Genomic DNA, 22,434 nt, shown 5'->3' with positions numbered 1-22,434 from the left:
CTATTTTAATTAAAGGCTGTGTTAAAGGGCATTGTTGATTTTGAAACTATGCTGATTGGAGCGCAAATCAACTCCTAAGTTTAACACAGCCTAATGAAAAGGGAGTTAACAATGAGTGTGCTTTTAGAACTGAAAAATGTATCGAAGCAATATGGTAAAGATACTAAAGCGCTATCTGATGTTAATTTCTCTGTGAAAGAAGGAGAGTTCGTTTCCATTATTGGCCCATCAGGAGCAGGGAAATCAACTCTCCTTCGCTGTATCAATAGGATGATTGATGCTAGCAGCGGAGAAATCATGTTTGATGGCGAAAATGTATGTACTCTTGGAAATCGGGATTTGCGGAAACTAAGAACAAAAATCGGGATGATTTTTCAACACTACAATCTTGTTAAAAGACTGAGTGCGATTGAAAATGTCCTTCATGGGAGACTAGGCTATAAATCAACATTTGCTGGTGTATTCGGAATATATAATCAGCAGGAAAAGGAAAAAGCCTTGGATCTGCTCGAAGGCTTGGGACTAGGTGAGCAGATTTATAAACGGGCCGATCAGCTGAGCGGCGGACAAAAGCAACGTGTCGGAATTGCAAGAGCCTTAATTCAAGGGCCAAAAATGCTCTTGTGTGACGAGCCAATTGCTTCACTTGACCCGAATTCGTCCAAAATTATTATGGATCACCTGAAAAATATATCAAGTTCCATTGGTATTACATGCTTGGTTAATTTACACCAGGTGGATGTAGCCTTAAGATATTCGGACCGAATTATCGGGGTTAACAAGGGAAGCGTGATTTTTGACGGATCGCCTGAAGAATTGACCGATGAGACGATCCACAAAATTTATGGTTCGGAAGCGGGAGAACTGATTTTTGAACGGGGAGGAAGAAATGCAGGCTGATGTTTTTCTAACAAAAAAGATTCGTTCCCTTGTATTTATTCTACTGCTCGCTGCAGTAACGTTTATTGCAGTCGTCATTACAGAATTCAATTTTGCAAAAGGCCTTTCCTCTGTTCCGAAAGCCTTGGTTTGGTCATTTTCCAATTTTTATCCTGACGCTAATGCAATGAAAAAACTACCTAATATCATGGATAAACTACAGCAGACAGTTTTGGTTTCCATTGCAGCAACAACGGTTGCATCCATCCTAGCCTTCTTTTTTGCGGTCGCAGGTTCAACTGCTACGGGGTTCAATCCATTCTTGAGTAAAATCAGCAGAGGGATCGCAACGATATTTCGAAACATTGATATTGCCGCTTGGTCGATGATCCTGCTATTTTCTTTTGGACAAAGTGCGTTAACAGGATATTTTGCTCTGTTTTTTGGCTCCTTTGGTTTTATGACAAGGGCGTTTATAGAATCGATTGATGAAGTTAGCAGCAGTTCGGTTGAAGCGTTACGAGCTACAGGAGCGGGATACTTCTCGATAATCTTTCAATCTGTGATTCCTTCCACTATTCCTCAGCTAATTAGCTGGATTCTGTTTATGATTGAGACCAATATCCGTAATTCTGCAATAGTAGGGATTTTAACTGGTACTGGTATTGGCTTTGCATTTAATTTGTACTATAAGAATCTTGATTATCACAGCGCAAGTTTGGTGGTAATCGCAATTATCTTGACGATTTTTATAATTGAATGGGTTTCAAATTTTATTAGAAGGGTGATTTTATAGTGGAAGTAAAATCGTTAACTGCTGACTCTGACCCCAACCTGCAAGTGAGGGAGCCCAAACTCATAAAAGTAAGGATGTTTAACAAAGCTTCTTTGGTAATACCAGGGACACTCATTTCGCTTGTGATTTTAACTATATATGGATTCTATAGTTTTGATTATAAGGATATTAACTTTACTAAAGCAGTTGGGATGACAATCGATAATGTGAAGACAATGTTCGCTGAACCAAAATTTAACCATTTCACATTTGGCAAGGCATTCTATCAGGTAATGGTCACGCTAGGGCTTGGGTTTCTGACCACGTTATTCGGGGCGATTATTGCACTGTTTTTAGGGTTATGTGCCGCACAGAATTTAACAAATAAAAAAGTTTCGATAGTGATTAAAGGTTTCGTGACCTTCATCCGGTCAGTACCGACAGTCCTATGGGTGTTAATATTTGCAGTTGCAGCCGGCCTCGGAAGTGAGGCGGCAGTGATTGGAATGACATTCCACTCTGTAGGCTATTTAATTAAAGCTTACTCCGAGGCATTTGAGGAAGTGGATGAAGGATTAATGGAAGCACTGAGAGCAAGCGGAGCTAATTGGTGGCAAATTGTCTTTCAGGCTGTTATTCCATCAACCATCACCTATTTAATCTCATGGACTTTCTTACGCTTTGAAATTAACTTTGCTGTCGCCGTTGCAATGGGGGCTGCTGCAGGTGCAGGCGGGATTGGATACGACATGTTCATGGCAAGTGGATTTTATTATGATATTAGAGAAGTGGGTGTGATTACCTATTTCATCCTAATAATTGCCATTGTACTCGAGCTCGGAGCTACTAAAGTAAAAAGAAACTTAAAAACAGGATTATAATCGAAAGGCTTTTTCGTGTGATAGCAGAAAAGACAGTAATGAAGTCAAATTGTTAAATGATTTATGAAGTACTGGGATCCATTTCAGATTGTATAATGAGTTCCTAACATTAATAAAAAAAGCTCCTGCAACACATATTTGCAGAGGCTTTTTCATTTTATTCCTATGTCTTATATCCAATTTCATTCGAATTATTAAGAATTTTTAGAGTTTTTGTAAAATTGTTGTATTCCAAGCATGATTACCCTTTTTTTATGTTATATATGAAATATAAATAGTTAATTCTGTTCATTTCATAAACATGGAAAGCTCAGAATAAAACAGTAATTAAGGATAAAAAGAAAGGTGCTGTTATCTTTGTTCAATTCCACCGTTCTGCAACATGATTTTAGTTTGAATCCTTTCATTCAATCTAATCCTATCATTCAAAATCATTTCAATAGAACGAAGAAAGTAAAAAATGTGATTTTCCTCATCGGCGATGGGATGGGGTTTTCTTATACGACTGGTCTCCGTTATTTTAATCATGATTCCCAAAAAGGGATCATGAATCCCACAATATTTGATCAATACTTTGTTGGCTCCCAATCTACCTATTCTCTAGATAGTGAAAGTAATATTACTGATTCTGCAGCTGCAGGAACAGCTTTATCAACCGGTTTTAAAACCTTTAACGGAGCGATTGGCTTGAACATAAATAAACAAGCCGTCCCCACCGTTTTAGAATATGCTAAATTTCGTGGGAAATCTACTGGCCTAGTTGGGACAAGTCAAATCAATCACGCAACACTTGCAGCGTTTGCTGCACACAATGAATCTAGAGAGCAATATAATCGAATTGCCGATAATTATCTCGATGAACGAATCGATGGTAAAAATAAAATAGATGTGATGCTCGGGGGCGGAACCTCTTATTTCTGCCGAGATGACCGAAATTTAATCGAAGAATTTGTAAAAAATGAATATGGCTATGTGACAAATTTACACGAGCTAGTCACGAATAAGAATAAGCAGCTACTAGGATTATTTGCACCGATTGAACTCCCGAAACAAATTGATCGTGATCCAACGATCCCGTCACTATCGCAAATGACAATTGCTGCACTAAAGCGCTTGAAGCAAAATCCAAATGGATTTTTTCTTTTAGTGGAAGGAAGTCAAATTGATTGGGCAGGGCATGACAATGATATTGTAGGAGCAATGAGCGAGGTTAAAGACTTTGAAGCAGCTTTTAAAGAAGCGATTCAATTCGCACTAGGTAGAGAGGATACGATTGTTATTGCGACGGCTGATCACTCAACTGGAGGGATGAGTATCGATCGTGATGGCAACCATAAATGGAATCCAAGTGTGATTAAATCCATCACTTCTACACCGTTTGTTATTGCAAGCCGTTTGCACGAAACAAAAGATCTAACAACGTTAAAGAATTACATGCATTTTCCTCTTCAAGAAGAGGACTTGAAAAACATTCAATCCACATTAGAAATGGGAGTAGAAAATACACGGCAAACGCTCATCGACATCATCAATCACTACTCCAGTACAGGCTGGACAACAAAAGGGCATACAGGTGAGGATGTTCCAATCTATGCGTATGGTCTAAATAGGCATATGTTTAGTGGAAGAATGGAAAACAGTGATATTGCTAAGATTCTATTTCAGATTATGGATTAATAAAGGAAAATAAAGATAAAGATTAAAAGGGCTGCCTCTACTTGTGAGGTAGCCCTTGTTTACTTTTATATTTTTTACGGATTGTGAAATAGCTCTTGAAAAAAATCTTACCAACTGTTTAATGACAGCGCTTTAATAAAATAATACTATTATTAGTAGATTAATTAACTTAATTTTCAAATAATATGAGAAGGATGTGTGTTTATGAAAGCTAATCTAGTATTTATCAATGGTGAAGTTATTACAGCAGACAAACAAAATTCAATAGTAGAATCTGTAGCAATAAAGGATAATCGTATAATTGGAGTTGGTTCAAATTTAGAAATGAAGGATTTTATTGGGGAGGAGACTGAAGTCATTGACTTAGCAGGAAAATCCCTTCTTCCTGGATTTATTGACTCTCACCTACACCTGATTTTATATGGGGTTAATCAGTTGAATATCAGTTGTAAAGAAAGTCACATCGACTCTGTTGCAGCTTTGCTGAATGATCTTAAGAAAAAAGCATTAGTAACTCCAAAAGGTGAATGGATAAGAGCATGGGGGTTTAATGAAACCACGATAATGGAAAAGCGGTATCCAACGATTGCTGAGCTTGATGCAATTTCTACTGATCATCCAATCATCATTTCTCGTACATGTGGACATATCTGTATCGTAAACACAGCAGCAATGGAGAAGGCTGGATTTGACGAAAATACACCGAATCCTCAAGGTGGAATAATTGAAAAAAATGAGCATGGGGACCTTACAGGTAAATTATTTGAAGCTGCAAATATGAAGATGAATGAGGTTGCGAGCTATACAGATGCTGAACTTATGAAAGCTGTTAAAATCGCATCGGATCACTTCATTTCAGGTGGTATCACGAGTATTCATGAAGCAGGTACTTCTGATTCTAATAGTTATCGTTTGTTACAAACAGCTATAAAAAACAAAGAAATCCGTGTTCGGGTATATGCAATAATTGGTACTATAAATGAGTCCGATAAATTTGTAAATAAAATGATGAATGCAGGGATCGTCACTGGTACAGGGGATGAGAAATTTAGAGTCGGGCCGGCTAAAATATTTTTAGATGGAAGCAGCTCTGGTCCAACGATTGCAACTCGAGAACCATACTCCAGCGATCCTACCAAATCCGGAATTCTTTATTATAGTGAGGAAGAAATATACAAAGTTTTAGGTGAAGCACATAAAAAGGGCTATCAAATTACCGTACACGCTCAAGGTGATAAAGCCATTGAAATGTATTTAAATTGCGTAGAAAGAGCGTTAAAAGAATCTCCAAGGAAAAATCACCGTCATCGAATCGAACATGCCGGGATTTCAACCCCAGATTTACAAGAAAGAATGAAACAACTTGAAATTATCCCTATTCCAAACCCACCATTTCCATATGAATATGGCGAGATATATGTTCACAATTATGGTGAACGTGTTAATTATATGTACGCTGCTCGTGATTATATTGATAAAGGTATTATTGCTGCAGGTAGTTCAGATGCGCCGGTTACTGATTTTAACCCTTTATTAGGAATTCATACTGCAGTTAATAGAAAAAGCCAATTTGGGGCCGAAGTTGGCACTAATCAATCCATTAGTGTATTAGAAGCTATTAAACTTTACACATGGAATGGTGCTTATGCAAGTTTTGAAGAAGATATTAAAGGCAGCCTAGAGGTGGGGAAATTAGCTGATTTAGTTGTTTTAAATGAAAGTATTTTACGAGCTAAACCAGACCGTATTAAGGATTTGAAAGTAGAGGCAACGATTATTGATGGAGAAATTGTCTATCAAAGGGAAAATGAATTAATGATGAAAAATTAGATCTAATAACAAAGGATTTGTTAATAAATTTTACATTAATCTATTAACAAATCCTTTTATAATATTTGTTCTTAATCCATACAAATTCAAACAATGAAATAGGAGGTCGGGCATATTTTGAAATATATTAAACTCTTACTTCTAATACCTTTTATAGGGGTTGTAGGATTCTTGCCATTTGCAAATAAAATAGAGCCTTACGTGTTAGGAATGCCTTTTCTTTTATTTTGGATTGTATTTTGGATGGTATTTTCCTCGGTTATTTTAACTATTATTTATAAGTTTGATCCTGATAATCAAGGGAGTGAGACAAAATGAATATATCATTATTTATTATTTTCATTTTCTTAATCCTAGCTCTTTATTTAGGGATATCAGCGAGTAAAGGGAAAAATATGAATTTGCAGCAATTTGCAGTTGGTGGCAGAAGTTTTGGAGCCTTGTTCGTATTTCTATTAATAGCCGGTGAGGTTTATACGACTTTTACTTTTCTAGGAGGAAGTGGCTGGGCATATTCAAAAGGGGCTGCTGCATATTATGTGCCTACGTATATATTTCTGGCATATGTACTATCTTATTGGATTGCACCAAAAATTTGGAGATACGGTAAAGAAAATGGTATTCTTTCACAACCTGACTATTTTGCAGCTAAATATGATAGTCGTACAATGGGGATTATAGTAGCTATTGTGGGAAGTTTAGCGATTATCCCATATATTTGTATACAAATGAAAGGGTTAGGGATCATTGTTTCAGAAGCCTCTTACGGAGCTATTTCACCAGTGGCTGCAAGTGTAATTGGTGCAATAGTTATTACAACATATGTAATAGTCTCTGGTATCCATGGCTCAGCATGGACAGCTGTGATTAAAGATATTATGATTTTGGGAGTAGTTATTTTTTTAGGCCTATACATCCCTATCCACTATTTTGGCGGGATTCAGCAAATGTTTGAGTCTGTTCAGTCTGTTAAACCTGAAATGTTAACGTTGGCCGGTCAGGGACTAAGTGTACCGTGGTTTATCTCTACTATCCTTTTAAATGCAATCGGTTTTTATTTATTACCGACTTCTTTCACTGTCGTTTTCTCAGCAAATGGTGAAAAAGCACTTCGCAAAAATGCAATTACCCTACCTTTATACACCATATTATTACTGTTTGTTTTTTTTATTGGCTTTTCAGCTATCGTACAAATCCCTGGTTTACAAGGCGCAGCTGGAGATCTTTCTCTTTTAAGATTATCTATTAAAACATTTGATCCTTGGGTCGTTGGGATAGTTGGAGCAGCTGGTTTACTAACGGCTTTAGTACCAGCATCTGTTATGCTAATGTCTGCATCTGTTGGCTTAACAAAAAGTTTTTACAAAGTCATTGTTCCAAAAGCTAGCGAAAAGCAACAATTAATTGCCTCGAAACTATTCATCATTCTCCTTTCTTTGACTGCTTTAATCTTCACTATATCTGGTGGGGGAGCACTTGCACTGTTAAACATCATGTCATATAGTCTGATCACACAATTAGCACCAGCATTTTTCTTTAGCTTTTCCAAAAATAATTTTATAAATAAATATGGCGCAATGACAGGAATTGTTACAGGAGTACTCATTGTATTGTATGCTACGATTTTTAATATAAAAATCGCAACCTTTTTTCCAACTGTCTCACACACTATTAACGACATCAGCACAGGAGCAATAGCATTATTAATAAATATTGTCATTACCATCATTGTTAGTATAGCTACTAAAAATATTCCGATAGAAAAGGAACAATTGACTCAAGTAAAGACAAGTTAATGTCATAACAACAAAATCTATTTGGGGGTATAGTATTGGATGTAAAAATTTCTGCTTGCCAATTTCGTATCCAGAAATCACCATCTTTTGATGCCTTTCAGAAACAAGTTGAAGAATTAATAAATCAAGTTCCGGAAGACTCGGACTACGTTATTTTTCCTGAGCTTTTAACTATTGGTTTATTCGCTAGCTTTAATCAAACTGATATTTCTTCATTATCGAAAATTGATAAATATTCTGGGCAGTATAAAGATCTTTTTAGCTCTATTTCCAAAAGAAGAAAACAGATTATCATTGCAGGATCACATCTTGAACGTCGTGAAAACAATTATTACAATATTTCTTATATTTTTGATAAAGATGGTTCATATATTGAACATAAAAAAACGCATATTTTTCCTGCAGAGGCTAGTTGGCAAATAGCTGAGGGAAACGATCTTGAAGTATATTCTATAGGACCAGTCAAGATTGGTTTGGCCATTTGTTATGAAGCAGAGATCCCTGAAATCTCAAGGATATTAAGTGTAAATGGAGCAGATATCCTTTTCTGTCCTTCATTTACCTTTACCGAGGCTGGATTTTGGCGAGTACGCCATTGTGGACATGCACGCGCCATTGAAAATCAAGTATATTTTGTTCATTGTCCCATTGTTGGTGAGCCAGGCGATCCCCTACCAAATGGATATGGGAGTGCATCGATAATAAGTCCATGTGACGCTGCATGGCCAGAGAATGGAATAATTATCGAAGCAGAGCCTAATAAACACACTGTTATTACTGGAACGGTAAATATCGATGAGCTCTACTTGAATCGAAAACATGGTGCAGCAACTACATTTAAAGATCGAACTCGTCGTGGAGATCTTTATAGAAGGTATGAGCCATATAATTCTATTTAATAATCTAATTGAGATTGGTGCTCGAGATGAAATGGCACATAAATTTGAAAAACGGCACATATCCCGGTCAAAATGGCACATAAAAGTAAAAAATGGCACATATCGGTTTTTTTACAGGTGAAAATCTAGAAAACGAGCTCTTAAATTAATAAACGGGGCTCTTTTTAATGGATAAAAAGGGTGCTCGAGATGAAATGGCACATAAATTTGAAAAACGGCACATAAAATCGAAAAACGGCACATATCCCGCTCAAAACGGCACATAAAAATCAAAAATGGCACATATCGGTTTTTTTGCAGGTGAAAATCTAGAAAAAGAGCTCCTAAATTAATAAATGGGGCTCTTTTTAATGGATAAAATGGGTGCTCGAGATGGAACGGCATATATCCCAGCCAAAACGGCACATAAAATTCAAAATGATTTCAGTCACCAATACCTGAGAAATTGATATTAACTCTAGTTTTCTTTTTACAAAAAACAACATCAACAAGGCTAAGAAATTAATAAAATCAAAGGTCATCAATAGCCAAAAGAGTATTTTAGTTCTTTTAAGCTAGTAAAATAGTATTTATCGAAAAATTCACTAAAAATAAAATATGTTTACAAATATGTTACAAATAGTGTTGAATAAACTCGAAATATGGGCTTAAACCCCTTACATTATAACATTTAGCTCTATTTCTATTGTTTGTAATAGGAAGCGCTTACATTCTCATTGGAGGAATAACCTTACTTAATACCCATTTTACCTGCCTGTTTTTTATGTTAAATTTCTTTAGTATCCTAATATATTAAAAAAAAAAGAATTTTAAGGAAGTGCTAAAGTTGAAGAAAAATCTAGTAACAGCAGTTGCATCTGCCGGGCTTATAATTACTGCTTTTGGAGCCTCTGCAAGTGCACAAGAAAATACATATACGGTTCATTCAGGAGACAGCCTTTCGAAAATCTCAAAATTAAACAATGTTTCTATTAATGATTTAAAAGATTGGAATCATCTATCAGATGATAAAATTTATGTGAATCAAAAGTTATCACTTACATACACGGTAAAATCAGGTGATAGTCTTTGGACAATTGCACGATCTTATAATACTTCAGTAAGTACACTTAAAAGCTTAAATGGGTTAACATCAAATTTGATTCGTATCGGTCAGCAATTGAAAATAGCAGATTCGAATTCAAGTACTCCGGCTCCGGCTCCAGCTCCAGCTCCGGTATCAACTACTACCAACCATTCGACTTATGTTGTTCAAAAAGGTGATTCCCTTTCTACGATAGGAGCTCGTTTTAATCTATCGGTTTCCCAGCTTAAAGCAAACAACCATTTAACAACTAACAGAATTAATGTTGGACAAACTCTAAATGTGAGCAGAGCTCAATCAAATGTTGCCATGAATAAAGTGCCTGCAGCTTCAGCACCTATTCAACCAGCGGCTCCGTCCAAATCAATAGCTGTAGAAAAACCAGCGGCACCGGTCAATACACCAGCTGTTCAAAAACCAGTGGCACCGACCAATACACCAGCTGCAGAAAAACCAGCGGCACCGGCCAATACACCAGCTGCTCAAAAACCAGTAGCACCGTCTAATACACCAGCTGTTCAAAGACCAGCTGCGCCGTCAAATCCAGCACCTGCTCAAAGACCAGCTGCACCTGCAAATCCAGCACCTGCTCAAAGACCAGCTGCGCCTGCAAATCCAGCACCTGCTCAAAAACCAGCTGCGCCTGCAAATTCAAATGTAGCTCAAAAAGCACCGGCGACTTCCGCATCAAAAGTACAGGCAGTTATTGATGAGGCTAAGAAATACATGGGTTCACCATATAGCTGGGGAGGAAATACTCCAGCAGGATTTGATTGCAGTGGTTATACAAGATATGTATTTAATAATGTAGGAATTTCTCTACCTCGGACAGCTGAAACACAGTGGAATGCAACAACTCCAGTAAATTCACCAAGTGTAGGGGATCTTGTCTTCTTCCAAACATACAAAATAGGACCATCACATGTTGGAATTTACCTTGGTAACAATAAGTTCATTAGTGCTGCATCACAAGGTGTAGTTATCTCTGATATGACATCTACATATTGGAAAACTAGATATCTAGGTGCTAGATCTCCATATTAATTAAGTAGGTTGTAAAAAAGAGATACAGGTCTCAAAACAAGAACAACCGAAAGATGATTAACTTGTAAAAATCTAATTTTGAATATAGTTAGAGCCATAAATTCATTTTGAATCTATGGCTCTTTTATTTATTGATCTTTTTCCAAATCAGTCATCTCTTTAGTAAGATACTGTTTAATTGCGTGACATTTTTTTATCATAAGCAATCTTTCGGATATTCAACTATACTCACTTTCTGGCCGTCCATAACAAGCAGATCCTTTTCATTTAGCTTACGTCCACCTTTTTCTAGTTAAGTACGTCAAACAGAGGAGGATCAACGGAATTCCAATCACAAAAGTATAATGAGCAAACTTTACCATTTGATCAAAGAAGTCGCTGATCGATGATTCTTGAGCCATCATAGCCAGAATAAAGATTATGAATAAGGAATAAGGAACGGCCTTTTTATGTTCGTCTCGGTGGAAGAAGCGAGCCAATCCAACCGTTGCCATGAATGTCCATGAAACCATGGAAGTACAAACAATAAATACCCATAACGATAAAAAGATCAAATCAATCCGATTAATGATCTGAAAAGAAAAACCTTTCAGCATGTAGAGGAGAGGTTCCGAAATCGCGGGCATGACCGCTGGACTAAATATGATTAAACTGGTAAACACCTCAAATGTGTAAAAAAGTGTACTCAACATATTCCCTAAAGAAGTTGCCTTTAATTTCCCGCCGCTTTTCCCTTTAACAAATGGATAAATTACCAATATTACTTCATACCCAATTAAAGGATATAAGGCATCATTCGCTGCTAAAAGTATTTTCCCCCAACCCACTTCTGTTATAGGAAAAATATAACTTAAGTTCATTTTGACATAACCGATCAAGGATAATATCACCATTACAATGATTGTTGATGTAGTGATGACAAACAGTCTTGCAATTACTCGTACGTTTTCTTTGAGCAAATACATACAGGTAAGAACGGCGAGAAGTAATAATGTCCATCTAGGTGTTTCTTGCAGCACCCATCGACTCACGACATCGGCAAACTTGGCTAAAATCGTTCCTGCAGTAAGCAGAAAATAGCTAATATAGCCAATGCAAAGCAGATTCCCAATAAGATTCCCGGTAATCTTCGGTAAGAAATGGTATATTGTATCGGAAGGAAACCGTTTGCAAAGTGCACAAAGAATTAAAATAATTACTTGGACGGCAAATCCGGCGATTAAAACAGAAATCCACCCTCCGCCCTTGGCGCCTGCTTGCATTTTATTTGGAAGCGATAAAATTCCAACCCCCACTTGGGACTGTAAAATAAAAAACATAAGCTGCCCCTGAGAAATTCTACTCTTTTCTGGGATCATCCTGTTCCCACTCCCTTGAATATCTTTCTTGATTCATCCTTTTTGGATGCGGATCATGGGAGCGTTGATTCAAGCTCCATATAGGAAAACGTATAAATGTATCCATAAAATTTTCAATTCGAAGAGACATGACAATTTTTATTAATTTAACCATTAAAAGGAGCATTATTCCTTGATGCTGCAGATGAATCAGAAAACGGTATAGTGGTTTCAACCTATTGTTCAAACATATTTTTATTAATGGGTAGAAATTAAATTTTTTCTGGAGTACAAATATAAAAAAGCTTCTCCCAATAATTTGAGAGAAGCAAGGATGAGAACGTATATAAATGCGGATTAGCTTCGTATATTGTTAAGATTAAAGAATTGTAAGAATGGGAATCAAAATAACCAGTCGAACAACGAATTCCATCATTATAACAACTCCTTTAGGAATTATTATTTATAATCTTAGTATATAAGTAATTTGTTAATAAAATATATTTCAAATTTAAATTTATTGTAAAATTATACATTTAATTGAAACGAGTAAGATTTTAATTGATGCTAAATTAATAGGCTTGTCCAAAGTGGACAAGCCTGCTTTATAAAAATAGCCCAATATTACCCAATGACTCGACAATAATCTTAAGCATCGGAAAAACGAAAATATGCCGCTGCATGAATATCCGAAGATTTGCGCGGCAGATAAGATCGTTTTAAGCTTCGTATGGTCTTAAATAAACAAACTAAATAGAAATTGCTATTTCCTTTTTATGTTCCAAATTCCGATAAACAAGCGCAAGCAGCATTGACGGTATGGTACAAACAATCATCCCGATAAAGGCATATCTTGGCTCGATTTCGTATAAATAACCACCGAACATCGTGAATACCGCAGTACTCCAGCTAAGTGCCAGCGCTGAATACATACCTTGTGCTTTCGAAATCTGCGCATGTGGAATATTTTTGATTAAATATTTCATAAAGGCATAATGCCCCATTGCAAATGAGCATGCATGCAATGTTTGCGCGATACAGAAAACAATAACATTTGGAAAGGTAAATACTAATATCCAACGTACGGTTGAACCAAGTGCCGCTAGTGTCAGTAAGGAGCCAACTGAAAATTTATGAAATCTCTGATCTGCGATTAAGAAGAAAATGATTTCTGCGATCACGGCAATGTTAAGAATCACACCAATTAAATATTTGGGTGCATGGATTTCTTGTAAAAAAAGATAGCCATAGCTGTAATAAGAAGCGTGTGCCGCTTGCAGTAAAATCACAATGACGAGCACCAAACCAAAGTTTTTGATGCGAAATAATTCCAGCATACCACCTTTTTTTGTTTGATCCGCTTGCGGTTTTTCAGATAAAACAACGGGTGCACGCATAAAACCAAGACACACAAATACCAATGTGCTGAGTAATAGCGCCCATAAAATCACTTCATCCCCAAACGCCCCTGTAAAGACGGTTAAGATCATGCCGGCCACGACAAACCCGATAGATCCCCACGAGCGGCTTTTCCCGTAATGTCTTAATTGATTATTTTGCGCAAGTACGCCAGCCGCGCTATCTAAAGCAGGCATCAACGTTGGGTAAACAAAATTCAAAAGTAACGTTACCACAAGTAAACTAACAAAGGAACTCTCTGGAATACAACACAGAATGGCAATTAGTGTGCCGATTGCCATCCCATTTAATAAGGTTTTACTACTAAATTTCCTCGATAAATAAGGAAACGCAATTAATGTAGAAATGCCTCTTGTAACCAAACCTAAGCTCATAATCAAACTAGCTTGTGAAACCGTAATCCCTTTTGTATGAATCATCCATCCAGTCCAATAGGGTAGAAAAACGCCCCATGTCATATAAAAACTAAAAAACTGTCTACTCATCCAGCGTTGTGTGTTCATTCTGTATCCCCCTCATTGTTTGCATGATATCATGGAGATACGTACAATAATATGAGATATCTCATATTTTTGGGGTGGATTATGGAAATTTATAAAAATGAGAAAAGGCAAAGCTATTTAAAGGAGTACTCCATTGCGCAGTTATTTTCTTTTCCTATTGAAGAGTTTATAGAAGTGCATGAATATAAACGCGATGAATGGATTATTCAAGAAGGCATGCGACCGGATTTTTTATTTTATGTCATTGAAGGAAAAGCAAAAACTTATGTAACGCATCAAAATGGGAAAGTTTCCTTAATTAATTTTATCAACGCGAATGATTATATTGGAGAAATGGAATTATTACATGAGGTGTACAATACAAAAGGGATCCAAACATCCACTAAGACCATTTGCTTTGCGCTTCCTTTTCATCGCTATCGCGCACAAATGCTAGAAGATGCGAAATTTCTACGTGAACTAACCAAGTTTTTAAGTATAAAAGCAACAAAATTTTCTGCAAAGTATTCGCAAAGTCTCGCCTTCCCGCTTGAAAACCGGCTTGCAGATTTTATTTTGCAAACCGCTGATGGAGAGGTCTATAAGGAGAAACACGTAACTGTCTGTGATTTTTTAGGCGTCTCCTATCGACACTTATTGCATGTGCTTGCACAATTTTGTGATAAAGGGTATTTGCAAAAGGAAGGACGTCACTATCGCATTCAACAGCACAACTCACTATATGAACTTGCTGAGATGTTGAGGAATAAATAATTAACTTGCGATTAATAAATAGTGGTATAGATAGCAAGAGGAGGGTGCCCCAAAAAGTTTTGGGACACCCTCTCAATGTTTTTATTAAATTTGTACCTCACTCATTAAAGCATGAGTATTTCCTTCGGTGTCTTTAAAAAATGCCATCCATGTTTCCATTTGTCCCATTTTCGCTACAATATGTGGTTCATCGATAAAAACAACTTCCATATTTATTAATTTTTCATAGGTGTCTTTAATATTGTTAACTTGAAAATAAATAACTGAACTAGAATAAACATATTCATCCTTTTCTGGGAGGCTTAACAGGAGACGAAGCCCGTTACATTCAAAGAACGCCATGTTGTCAGTATTAAATAAAAGGGAAAGCCCAAGTTGATCTTTATAAAAATGTACTGCTTTATCTAGGTTTTTAACTGGTACCCCAATTTGTCCTACTTTTTGAATCATATTATTTTCCAAAAAACATTTCTCCCTTCAAGTATCATTTCAACATAAGAATAAACAATTTAATCTACTATTTCTTATCCAAAATCACTTTTTTGCGAAATTCAAGGGGAGAAATTCCAACATGTTGCTTAAACATTTTACTAAAAGATACAGGGTTATTTAGACCAATTTCAAATGTTATATCTGTAATAGAGAAGTCTAAATTTAATAGAAGCTGCTTTGCTTTTTGTATCCTAAATTGTGAAATATGTTGGTGAGGTGTTTTATCATATATTTGAGAATATGTTCTTAATAAATGGTTTGGCGATAGGCAAGCAATCTGTGCAATGTCATTTAAATTGATGGGTTTATCATAATAGGATCTTATATAATCATGGGCGATACTTATCCTTCTATATAATTCTTCACGTGTAGAATTTCGTACCGCACTTAGTGTTTCAACTTCTCTAAGAGTATTGATATGATCAAATAATAAAGTATGCATTAATTTGTGGAATTGTTCTTCATAACCAATAGGGTCATTTTCAAGAACAGGAAGATTCTCTTTCAAGTTTAATAATTGAGAAGAAAGTTTATCACTTGTTTGATAAGTTTTTTCAAAGAAACCAATAGAATTTGTATCCTTAAAAGGATCACTTAGAAGTTTATCAGTTGATGTAAGGAATGTGTTTAAAACTTCTTCAGAAAACCCATCTTTGAAAAAAATACAAAAAGATTCAACGGCCTTTTTGTCATCGATTGAAATGGTATAGGCCCCTTCATTAAGAAGTAAGTATCTGCTTTCTTCAACAGCAAAAAAACCTTTACTAGTCTTGTAATGTGCCTTTCCATTATAGAATGTTTTAATAGATAATTGACCGTTTCCTTCCCAATAAAACTGGTTGCTTTTTGCATGTAAAATATAATTAGTAGGAGTCTTATTCGTCATACTACCGTCTCCATAATCATGTAACTAAATTTTCAGATAAGTAAATTATACATAATAATGGAAAGCAAGTAATAACATCTTCTCATTTATCAATTTGATCTAACTATTCTTTTAATCAAAACAAACGGTTTAGAATTATGATGATATTAAGCATAATGGCTTAACCAAGGAGTTGAAAGCAAAATGGAAGGAATATTATTAAAGTATTTGACTAAATTTACAACGCTTAACGAAGAGGAACAACAGGCAATCGTTAAAGATGTACTTATTGAAGAATATAAAAAAGGAACAATGCTCCTTAGACAAGGAGATGTTCCCACTAAATGTTTTTTCGTATTGAAGGGGTGTGTGAGGCAGTATTCTATAGATGAAATGGGAAAAGAGGTCACATCCAATTTCTATACAGAAGAACAAGCCATTCCAAATTTCAATCATCATAAACAAGATAAGTCATCGGCGTATTCTTTAACTTGTGTAGAAGATTGTATATTGGTCGTTGGTGCCCTTGATACCCAAAATGACATGTATAACAAATACTCATAATTAGAAACAATGACACGAAAGATGACCGAGCACAACTTTGGTGAGGTACAAGATGAATTGGCTTCATTTATCGCATCTACACCGAAGAACGCTACAAAGCACAATTACGGAAACGACCAAATAACCCAACCAAAGATTTCAGCTTTGAAAAGCATATTGGATGACTTAATGTTATGAAAAGTGGCGCTGGCATACCCTTGCACCACAAGACTTCCATGGACAAAGCCATAGGAAAAAAATGCAGCAAGTGACATGATGATAAGTGATGTACCAGCAGTCAAAGCAGATTTTCGCTGATACGATTGTTCTTTTACCTAGTTAGCCATAAGATACCTCCTGTATTACGTTGTTGATTTTCATTTTAAAAGGAAGACTATGGCTGGTCATTGACTTAATTGAACCTCCCACGACTAAAGTCGCAGGATTTAACGCCCTTTCGGGCGTAAAACCCTGTTTGTGACCTAACGCTAGTCGTTGGATTCCTGCTTCATCGAGAACTGCATTCCAATACGGAACGTCTTACATTCTCTCCATTATCCTTCCAAGTAAGGATAAACAACGTCTAAGACGCTGACAGGCACACTCCGTCGTTCCGACGGTAAAAAAAGCTTCATTTATGCACTTTTCGGAAGGGACCGTAATATGAGTATCCCTTTTTCTTTTATATTCTTGGACGCATTTTCGTCTCTGTCATGTTCCGTGCCGCAATGAGGGCAAACCCAAACACGGTCAGATAGTGATAATAGCGTATTTTTCTTATGACAACCGTTACATAGTCTTGAAGAAGGGAAAAAACGGTCAACCAACACGACAGTTTTATTCGCCCACACAGCTTTATAAGTTATGAAGGTTTTAAAGGTTCCCCAACCGACATCTGCGATACTCCTTGCCAACTTCCTGTTTCGAATCATACCTTTTACATTCAAATCTTCCAACACAATAACTTGGTTTTCGTCCACGAGTTTTCGAGATTTTTTGTGCAAAAAGTCTTTTCGTTGGTTCCCAATATGAAGGTGAAGTTTGCTAATTTTCTTTTGTAATTTCTTGTAGTTGGAACTGCCGATTTTTTTGTTTTTTAATTGTCGTTGTAGCTTGGCTAACTTTTGTAGATTTTCCTTGAGGTATCTAGGGTTGTCCACTTTCTTCCCATTAGAGTCAATATAAAAATGATTTAATCCTAAATCCAAACCAATAATTTGGTCGTCAGGAATAAGGGGAAAATCCAATGGATTGACTAAATCCACGATTTCTTCTAGTTTCAAAGAGACATAGTATTGACCACTACTATGGTAAGTAATCGTAGCGGACTTAATTTTTCCTTTTAGTCCGTTTTCTCGGAACCTCTGTCGATGCTTTTTGGAGAAACGAACCTTTACTTTTCCTAGTTTCGGAAGTTGAACAGTTTCCTTTTCGATATTCAATTTAATATTTCCATTGGTTTCTTTTGTCGTGTAGGATTGCTTGGATTTATGTTTGCTTTTGAAAATTGAGGGAAGTCGTTTTGACCACTAAAGAAGCGTTTATATGCATCCTCTACTTGTTCCATGGCACATTCTAAGGCAAACTTATCCGACTTTTTTAGCCAAGAAAAGTAAGGATGATCTTTCAAATTATTAAAAGCCTTTTTAAACTCACCGTAGGTGAGGGTTTCTTCTGTTAATTGATACACTTCTTTTTTTTCGGAAAGATAAAAATTAAACGTAAAACGAGCATTTCCTATGTTTTGATGGATGGCTTGTCGTTGATTCTTAGAAGGGTTCATGCGGAGTTTGAGTCCATAATGGCGAAGTCGTTTGCCTTCTTTGGCTAATTCTTCATTTCGTTGTTTGGTTGTTCTTCTTGCCATTTAGACTCACCTCCAATTATTATTGATAAGAATAGTATACCACAAACGCGAACATTTGTACGCTTTTTTGTTAATTATACTTAAAAAACCGCCGGCACACCCATCACTAAAGTAATGGGTGTGCGGACGGTAGGTCATCAAGAGTGCAAATCATTTTTATTGTCACAATTATTTATAGTAGTAGATTTTGTGACCGTATCACAAGTAAGCACAAAGACATCAAACGAAGCATCAAAGAAAAGCTGAATACTCTTGATGTTTTTCATTTTTGATAAATTTCCCTCATTAACTGTTGAAAATAGCTATTAAAAAGGCATCTAACTATGGTTAGGTGCTTTTTTCTGTAAGAGTGACCTTTTATGCGAAAAGTGAATTTACGAAAAAAACTAAATTTCAAATCACCAAAGCATAATCTCTTTGCAGTTCTACAAACTATGGTTAAAGAAATTTTATGAAAAAGGTACATTGATGCAAAAACAGAGCTTATTGATTACATTTGAAAGGAAATAAAAAATGAAAAAATTTTTCCTGATTGTAATTATGTTGATTTTAAATATGCTACTTCATATATCTCCTGCTCATGCAGCTGGAAATAACCCAAGCAATATTTATGAAGTAAAATCAGGTGATACTTTACCTGAACTTGCAAATAAATATGATACTTCTGTAGAAGAGCTAAAAGTAACAAATGGATTGCAATCCAATACATTATTAGTTGGTCAGAAATTGTGGGTTCCGATGATGTATGAAGTTGTTGCAGGGGATACACTTAGGGATATTTCATCAGCATATAATTCTTCAGTCGATATTATAAAAACAATAAATGGACTTTCATCTGAGCAAATACATATAGGGCAAATATTAAAGATTACTCCTAAAAAAATGACAATGCAAGGACAGTATATTCTTATGACGAAGGAGGAATTTAGGGATTGGTTATTTCACAACAGATTTACTAGAAAAATATGTTTAATCCAACAACACCATACGTGGTCACCATCATACAAGACATTTGATGGTTCTAATCATTTTAGACTGTTGAAGAGTATGGAGAATTATCATGTAAATACAATGGGATGGAAAAATATTGCTCAAAATATCACGACATTTCCTGATGGGAAAATAGCCGTTGCTAGACCACTTGACATAGCTCCCGAAGGTTCAATTGGATCTATGGCAAATTCAGTAGGGATAACCATCGAAAATGTTGGGAACTTTGATATTGGCCATGATGTAATGTCTGAGGAACAAAAGGAAACGATTGTTTATTTAACTGCTTTACTTTGTATAAAATTCGGGTTAACACCGTCCATTGACAGTATTACTTATCATCATTGGTGGCATTACAAAACAAAGGAGAGAGTGTTAGATAACAGTAAAGAAAATGAGGTTAAAACTTGCCCTGGTACTGGATTTTTTGGGGGGAACTCTACTACTAGTGCAAAAACTTATTTTTATCCTCTAGTGTCACGTAAAATGCAAGAAATTTCAGCATCTATGCATTGAACTTAAATTCCCTTAAAGGTCATATTAAGTCTTTATTGTGGATTTTTACGAACCATTTAGCATCCAAATTAAAAGGTCCTGAATCGAATTAACCAGTTCTATCAGACAGTATTCATGTACTTCCCGTAAATTAAAAAGTAGGGTAAATATTTAATCCTCTTAAGAATGTATTATAGAAATAGATTAAATTTGACTATAAAAGTCAGTAAGAAACAACCTATCAGGCGGTAGGTTGTTTTTTTAATTCTTTCAAATACATTCTTGCAGGAGTATTTTGTTAGTCAGTCTACTTTCTCATTCAATTCTAATTAATAATGTGCCAAATGGCATATATACTTAGGTATAATCTACCTATTAAAATATAATTGAAAATTGAATATTTTGAATTTTATACCAAATAAAAAGAAAAGGAGAGTTGAAAGGATGAAAAAAGGGAAAAGAAAGCTATTGATACCAACTGTTGCATCGTTATTAAGTTTGACGTTGTACATGTCTGGAGGTTCAAACTTTGCTGCAGCGTCAAACCACGTTCAGCTTACTAAAGCAACTCCAATGGCTGCAAAGCACGGTAACCTGATTGGTCACACAAGTCGCAGTACAAATGCTTCCTTAACGATTGCCCTTCAATTAAGAAACAGTGATAAACTAGACGATTTTATTGCTAGTCTAAACAATCCCTCATCCCCCAACTACAAGCACTATTTATCACCAGACGAATTCAAAAATCAATATGGGCCAACTGATGAAACGCTAGCCAATGTTAAGAACTTTTTAACAAGTGAAGGCTTTGAAGTACAAAACGTTTCATCCAATAATGCGTTTATTACCGTTAGCGGTACAACTGGACAGATGGAAGATACATTTGGTATAAAAATTAATAACTATAAAAATTCTAAAGGGGAAATCTATTATTCAAATGACACTGCGCCTAGCATCCCAGCAGAATTTTCCGGGGTGATCACCAATATTGAAGGCTTAAATAACGAAGCACACTTTACACATCCCAAAATCAGTACCCCATCCCCGCTAGTAAATCCAAATTCAACAGCTGTAAAACCGAATGTTGGCAGCGGCCCAGCGGGTGGGTATACACCAGTTGAATTAAAAGGGGCATACGATATCAGTCCGCTGGCAAGTTCCGGTTATACAGGAGCTGGTCAAACCGTAGCAGTCATGGAGCTAGACGGGTATAAAGCTTCGAACATTAGCACCTATAACGGTTACTATGGCCTTGGAAGTCCTGCACCAACGAATGTATATGTCGACGGTTATAGCGGTGCTGCAGGTCAAGGTGAAGTCGAAGTAGAACTGGATATTGAGGTGATCAATGCGATTGCTCCAAAAGCACAAGTGGTCGTATATGAGGGACCAAATACGGATCGAGGTTTAATCGATACTTATCAAAAAATTGCCTCTGATAATAAAGCAAAATCGATCTCTGTCAGCTGGGGAATAGGCGAGCAGCATTCTTCGAGTGCAACCATGAATAGCCTACATACGATTTTCCAGCAATATGCTGCACAAGGACAAAGTATTTTTGCTGCGTCTGGTGACAATGGCGCCTACGATTCCGGCGGTTCTACTTTAGAGGTCGACAGTCCAGCAAATGATCCGTACGTGACAGGCGTTGGAGGTACCCACCTAAATCTCAGCAGCTCATCTTATAGCTCAGAATTGGTTTGGAGCAACAAAAGGAACAGGACCGGTGGGGGCGGTGGTTTGTCCAAAATATATGCAATGCCTTCGTTCCAGTCAGGTCCTGGTGTACTAAATAGTTATTCGAACGGAAAACGTCAGGTTCCAGATGTATCAGCAGATGCTGACCCAAGTACTGGTTATTCTATCTATAGCCAAGGTACCTGGACTGTAGTGGGAGGTACATCGGCTGCTGCACCGGTATGGGCGGGAATCGCGGCGCTTAATAATCAATATGCAGCAGCGAATGGCAAAGGGAATCTTGGCCAAGCGAATCCAACCTTGTATAAGGCTTTTAATACGACACAAACTTATCAGGCCTATCATGATATTACTTCTGGAAATAACTTGTACTATCCAGCAACATCTGGCTATGATATGGCTACTGGTATTGGTACACCTGACGCCTATAACCTAATTCGCGATATAAATTGATCGTCCGAGTACAGGCGAGTGAACTGTCAGCACGGTTACAAAGGCCAGACGATCCAAATTGCTTTTAAAGGAACAAATGACAACAGAAATCCAACTGATTTCTAAGCTTTCAGATTCAATAAAAAGAAAAAAGTAAGGGCGGCCTTCATAAAAT

The 22,434-nt window shown here is 36.4% G+C and carries 19 protein-coding genes and 2 pseudogenes; 13 read left to right on the top strand and 8 right to left on the bottom strand.

What is annotated here, in order from left to right; all coding sequences use genetic code 11:
- The first annotated feature begins 111 nt into the window (after positions 1-111).
- The 9 genes from phnC (at position 112) to BN1082_RS10310 (ending at position 10,865) form a co-directional block, all read left to right on the top strand.
- On the top strand, positions 112-900 hold the full coding sequence (phnC, locus tag BN1082_RS10350) for a phosphonate ABC transporter ATP-binding protein (protein ID WP_090633987.1): 789 nt from the start codon (positions 112-114) through the stop codon (positions 898-900).
- Positions 890-1,675, top strand: coding sequence for an ABC transporter permease subunit (locus BN1082_RS10345; protein ID WP_090633985.1), 786 nt, complete (start codon positions 890-892; stop codon positions 1,673-1,675). The genes phnC and BN1082_RS10345 overlap by 11 nt, the downstream gene beginning before the upstream one ends.
- Positions 1,675-2,535, top strand: a complete 861-nt coding sequence (locus BN1082_RS10340; RefSeq protein WP_090633983.1) for a PhnE/PtxC family ABC transporter permease — start codon at positions 1,675-1,677, stop codon at positions 2,533-2,535. Before BN1082_RS10345 ends, BN1082_RS10340 begins: the two co-directional genes overlap by 1 nt.
- 345 nt (positions 2,536-2,880) lie before the next feature.
- Positions 2,881-4,212, top strand: a complete 1,332-nt coding sequence (locus tag BN1082_RS10335; RefSeq protein ID WP_245640385.1) for an alkaline phosphatase — start codon at positions 2,881-2,883, stop codon at positions 4,210-4,212.
- A gap of 204 nt (positions 4,213-4,416) precedes the next feature.
- The gene (locus BN1082_RS10330) at positions 4,417-6,042 is read left to right on the top strand and encodes an amidohydrolase (RefSeq protein WP_090633981.1); all 1,626 of its coding nucleotides are present in this window, start codon (positions 4,417-4,419) and stop codon (positions 6,040-6,042) included.
- A gap of 117 nt (positions 6,043-6,159) precedes the next feature.
- Positions 6,160-6,360 (top strand): DUF3311 domain-containing protein, encoded by a 201-nt coding sequence (locus BN1082_RS10325; protein WP_090633979.1) that lies wholly within the window; start codon positions 6,160-6,162, stop codon positions 6,358-6,360.
- Entirely contained in the window at positions 6,357-7,838 is a 1,482-nt protein-coding gene (locus tag BN1082_RS10320) for a sodium:solute symporter family protein (RefSeq protein WP_090633977.1), read from the top strand. The genes BN1082_RS10325 and BN1082_RS10320 overlap by 4 nt, the downstream gene beginning before the upstream one ends.
- Positions 7,839-7,873: 35 nt before the next feature.
- Entirely contained in the window at positions 7,874-8,737 is an 864-nt protein-coding gene (locus BN1082_RS10315; RefSeq protein ID WP_245640384.1) for a nitrilase-related carbon-nitrogen hydrolase, read from the top strand.
- A gap of 826 nt (positions 8,738-9,563) precedes the next feature.
- Complete coding sequence (locus tag BN1082_RS10310; RefSeq protein ID WP_176699734.1) at positions 9,564-10,865, top strand: C40 family peptidase; 1,302 nt, start codon at positions 9,564-9,566, stop codon at positions 10,863-10,865.
- A 272-nt stretch (positions 10,866-11,137) separates the two neighbouring features.
- On the opposite strand, the gene BN1082_RS10305 is transcribed toward BN1082_RS10310, so the two are convergent.
- The 3 genes from BN1082_RS10305 to BN1082_RS10300 all read right to left on the bottom strand — a co-directional run bounded on the left by BN1082_RS10305 (position 11,138) and on the right by BN1082_RS10300 (position 14,124).
- Complete coding sequence (locus BN1082_RS10305; protein ID WP_090633972.1) at positions 11,138-12,223, bottom strand: GerAB/ArcD/ProY family transporter; 1,086 nt, start codon at positions 12,221-12,223, stop codon at positions 11,138-11,140.
- Complete coding sequence (locus BN1082_RS27425) at positions 12,204-12,449, bottom strand: hypothetical protein (RefSeq protein ID WP_176699733.1); 246 nt, start codon at positions 12,447-12,449, stop codon at positions 12,204-12,206. Before BN1082_RS27425 ends, BN1082_RS10305 begins: the two co-directional genes overlap by 20 nt.
- A gap of 502 nt (positions 12,450-12,951) precedes the next feature.
- Positions 12,952-14,124: an MFS transporter gene (locus tag BN1082_RS10300; protein ID WP_090633971.1), complete on the bottom strand. Its 1,173-nt coding sequence runs from the start codon at positions 14,122-14,124 to the stop codon at positions 12,952-12,954.
- An 81-nt stretch (positions 14,125-14,205) separates the two neighbouring features.
- Here BN1082_RS10300 and yeiL point away from each other — a divergent pair, with 81 nt between their 5' ends.
- A complete protein-coding gene (gene yeiL, locus BN1082_RS10295) occupies positions 14,206-14,877 on the top strand; it encodes a transcriptional regulator YeiL (RefSeq protein WP_090633969.1) in 672 nt (223 codons plus the stop codon).
- An 84-nt stretch (positions 14,878-14,961) separates the two neighbouring features.
- Here yeiL and BN1082_RS10290 read toward each other — a convergent pair whose 3' ends face one another.
- Both BN1082_RS10290 and BN1082_RS10285 read right to left on the bottom strand, forming a co-directional pair.
- Positions 14,962-15,339 (bottom strand): VOC family protein, encoded by a 378-nt coding sequence (locus tag BN1082_RS10290; RefSeq protein WP_090633967.1) that lies wholly within the window; start codon positions 15,337-15,339, stop codon positions 14,962-14,964.
- A 55-nt stretch (positions 15,340-15,394) separates the two neighbouring features.
- On the bottom strand, positions 15,395-16,255 hold the full coding sequence (locus BN1082_RS10285; RefSeq protein ID WP_090633965.1) for a helix-turn-helix domain-containing protein: 861 nt from the start codon (positions 16,253-16,255) through the stop codon (positions 15,395-15,397).
- Positions 16,256-16,438: 183 nt separating this feature from the next.
- Here BN1082_RS10285 and BN1082_RS10280 point away from each other — a divergent pair.
- A pseudogene (locus BN1082_RS10280) lies at positions 16,439-16,962 on the top strand (Crp/Fnr family transcriptional regulator).
- On the opposite strand, the pseudogene BN1082_RS26980 reads toward BN1082_RS10280, so the two are convergent.
- From BN1082_RS26980 to BN1082_RS10270, 3 genes and pseudogenes are all read right to left on the bottom strand, one after another.
- A pseudogene (locus tag BN1082_RS26980) lies at positions 16,918-17,052 on the bottom strand (DUF4386 domain-containing protein); the annotation flags it as partial. The pseudogenes BN1082_RS10280 and BN1082_RS26980 overlap by 45 nt on opposite strands.
- Positions 17,053-17,412: 360 nt before the next feature.
- Positions 17,413-18,225, bottom strand: a complete 813-nt coding sequence (locus tag BN1082_RS10275) for an RNA-guided endonuclease InsQ/TnpB family protein (protein WP_245640408.1) — start codon at positions 18,223-18,225, stop codon at positions 17,413-17,415.
- Positions 18,216-18,644: a helix-turn-helix domain-containing protein gene (locus BN1082_RS10270; RefSeq protein WP_090633962.1), complete on the bottom strand. Its 429-nt coding sequence runs from the start codon at positions 18,642-18,644 to the stop codon at positions 18,216-18,218. The genes BN1082_RS10275 and BN1082_RS10270 overlap by 10 nt, the downstream gene beginning before the upstream one ends.
- Before the next feature lie 513 nt (positions 18,645-19,157).
- On the opposite strand from BN1082_RS10270, the gene BN1082_RS10265 reads away from it, so the two are divergent.
- Together BN1082_RS10265 and BN1082_RS10260 are read left to right on the top strand one after the other, a co-directional pair.
- Positions 19,158-20,150 carry a peptidoglycan recognition protein family protein gene (locus tag BN1082_RS10265; RefSeq protein ID WP_090633961.1) on the top strand — a complete coding sequence of 331 codons (993 nt, stop codon included), beginning with the start codon at positions 19,158-19,160 and terminating at the stop codon, positions 20,148-20,150.
- Between the two features lie 423 nt (positions 20,151-20,573).
- Positions 20,574-22,280 carry a S53 family peptidase gene (locus BN1082_RS10260; RefSeq protein WP_090633959.1) on the top strand — a complete coding sequence of 569 codons (1,707 nt, stop codon included), beginning with the start codon at positions 20,574-20,576 and terminating at the stop codon, positions 22,278-22,280.
- Positions 22,281-22,434 lie beyond the last annotated feature (154 nt).

Origin of the sequence: Neobacillus massiliamazoniensis, from assembly GCF_001048695.1 — a bacterium.
Taxonomy (GTDB): Bacteria; Bacillota; Bacilli; order Bacillales; family Cytobacillaceae; genus Neobacillus; species Neobacillus massiliamazoniensis.
The sequence above is the reverse complement of the archived record's forward strand: the minus strand, read 5'-3'. Positions and strand labels throughout refer to the sequence as shown.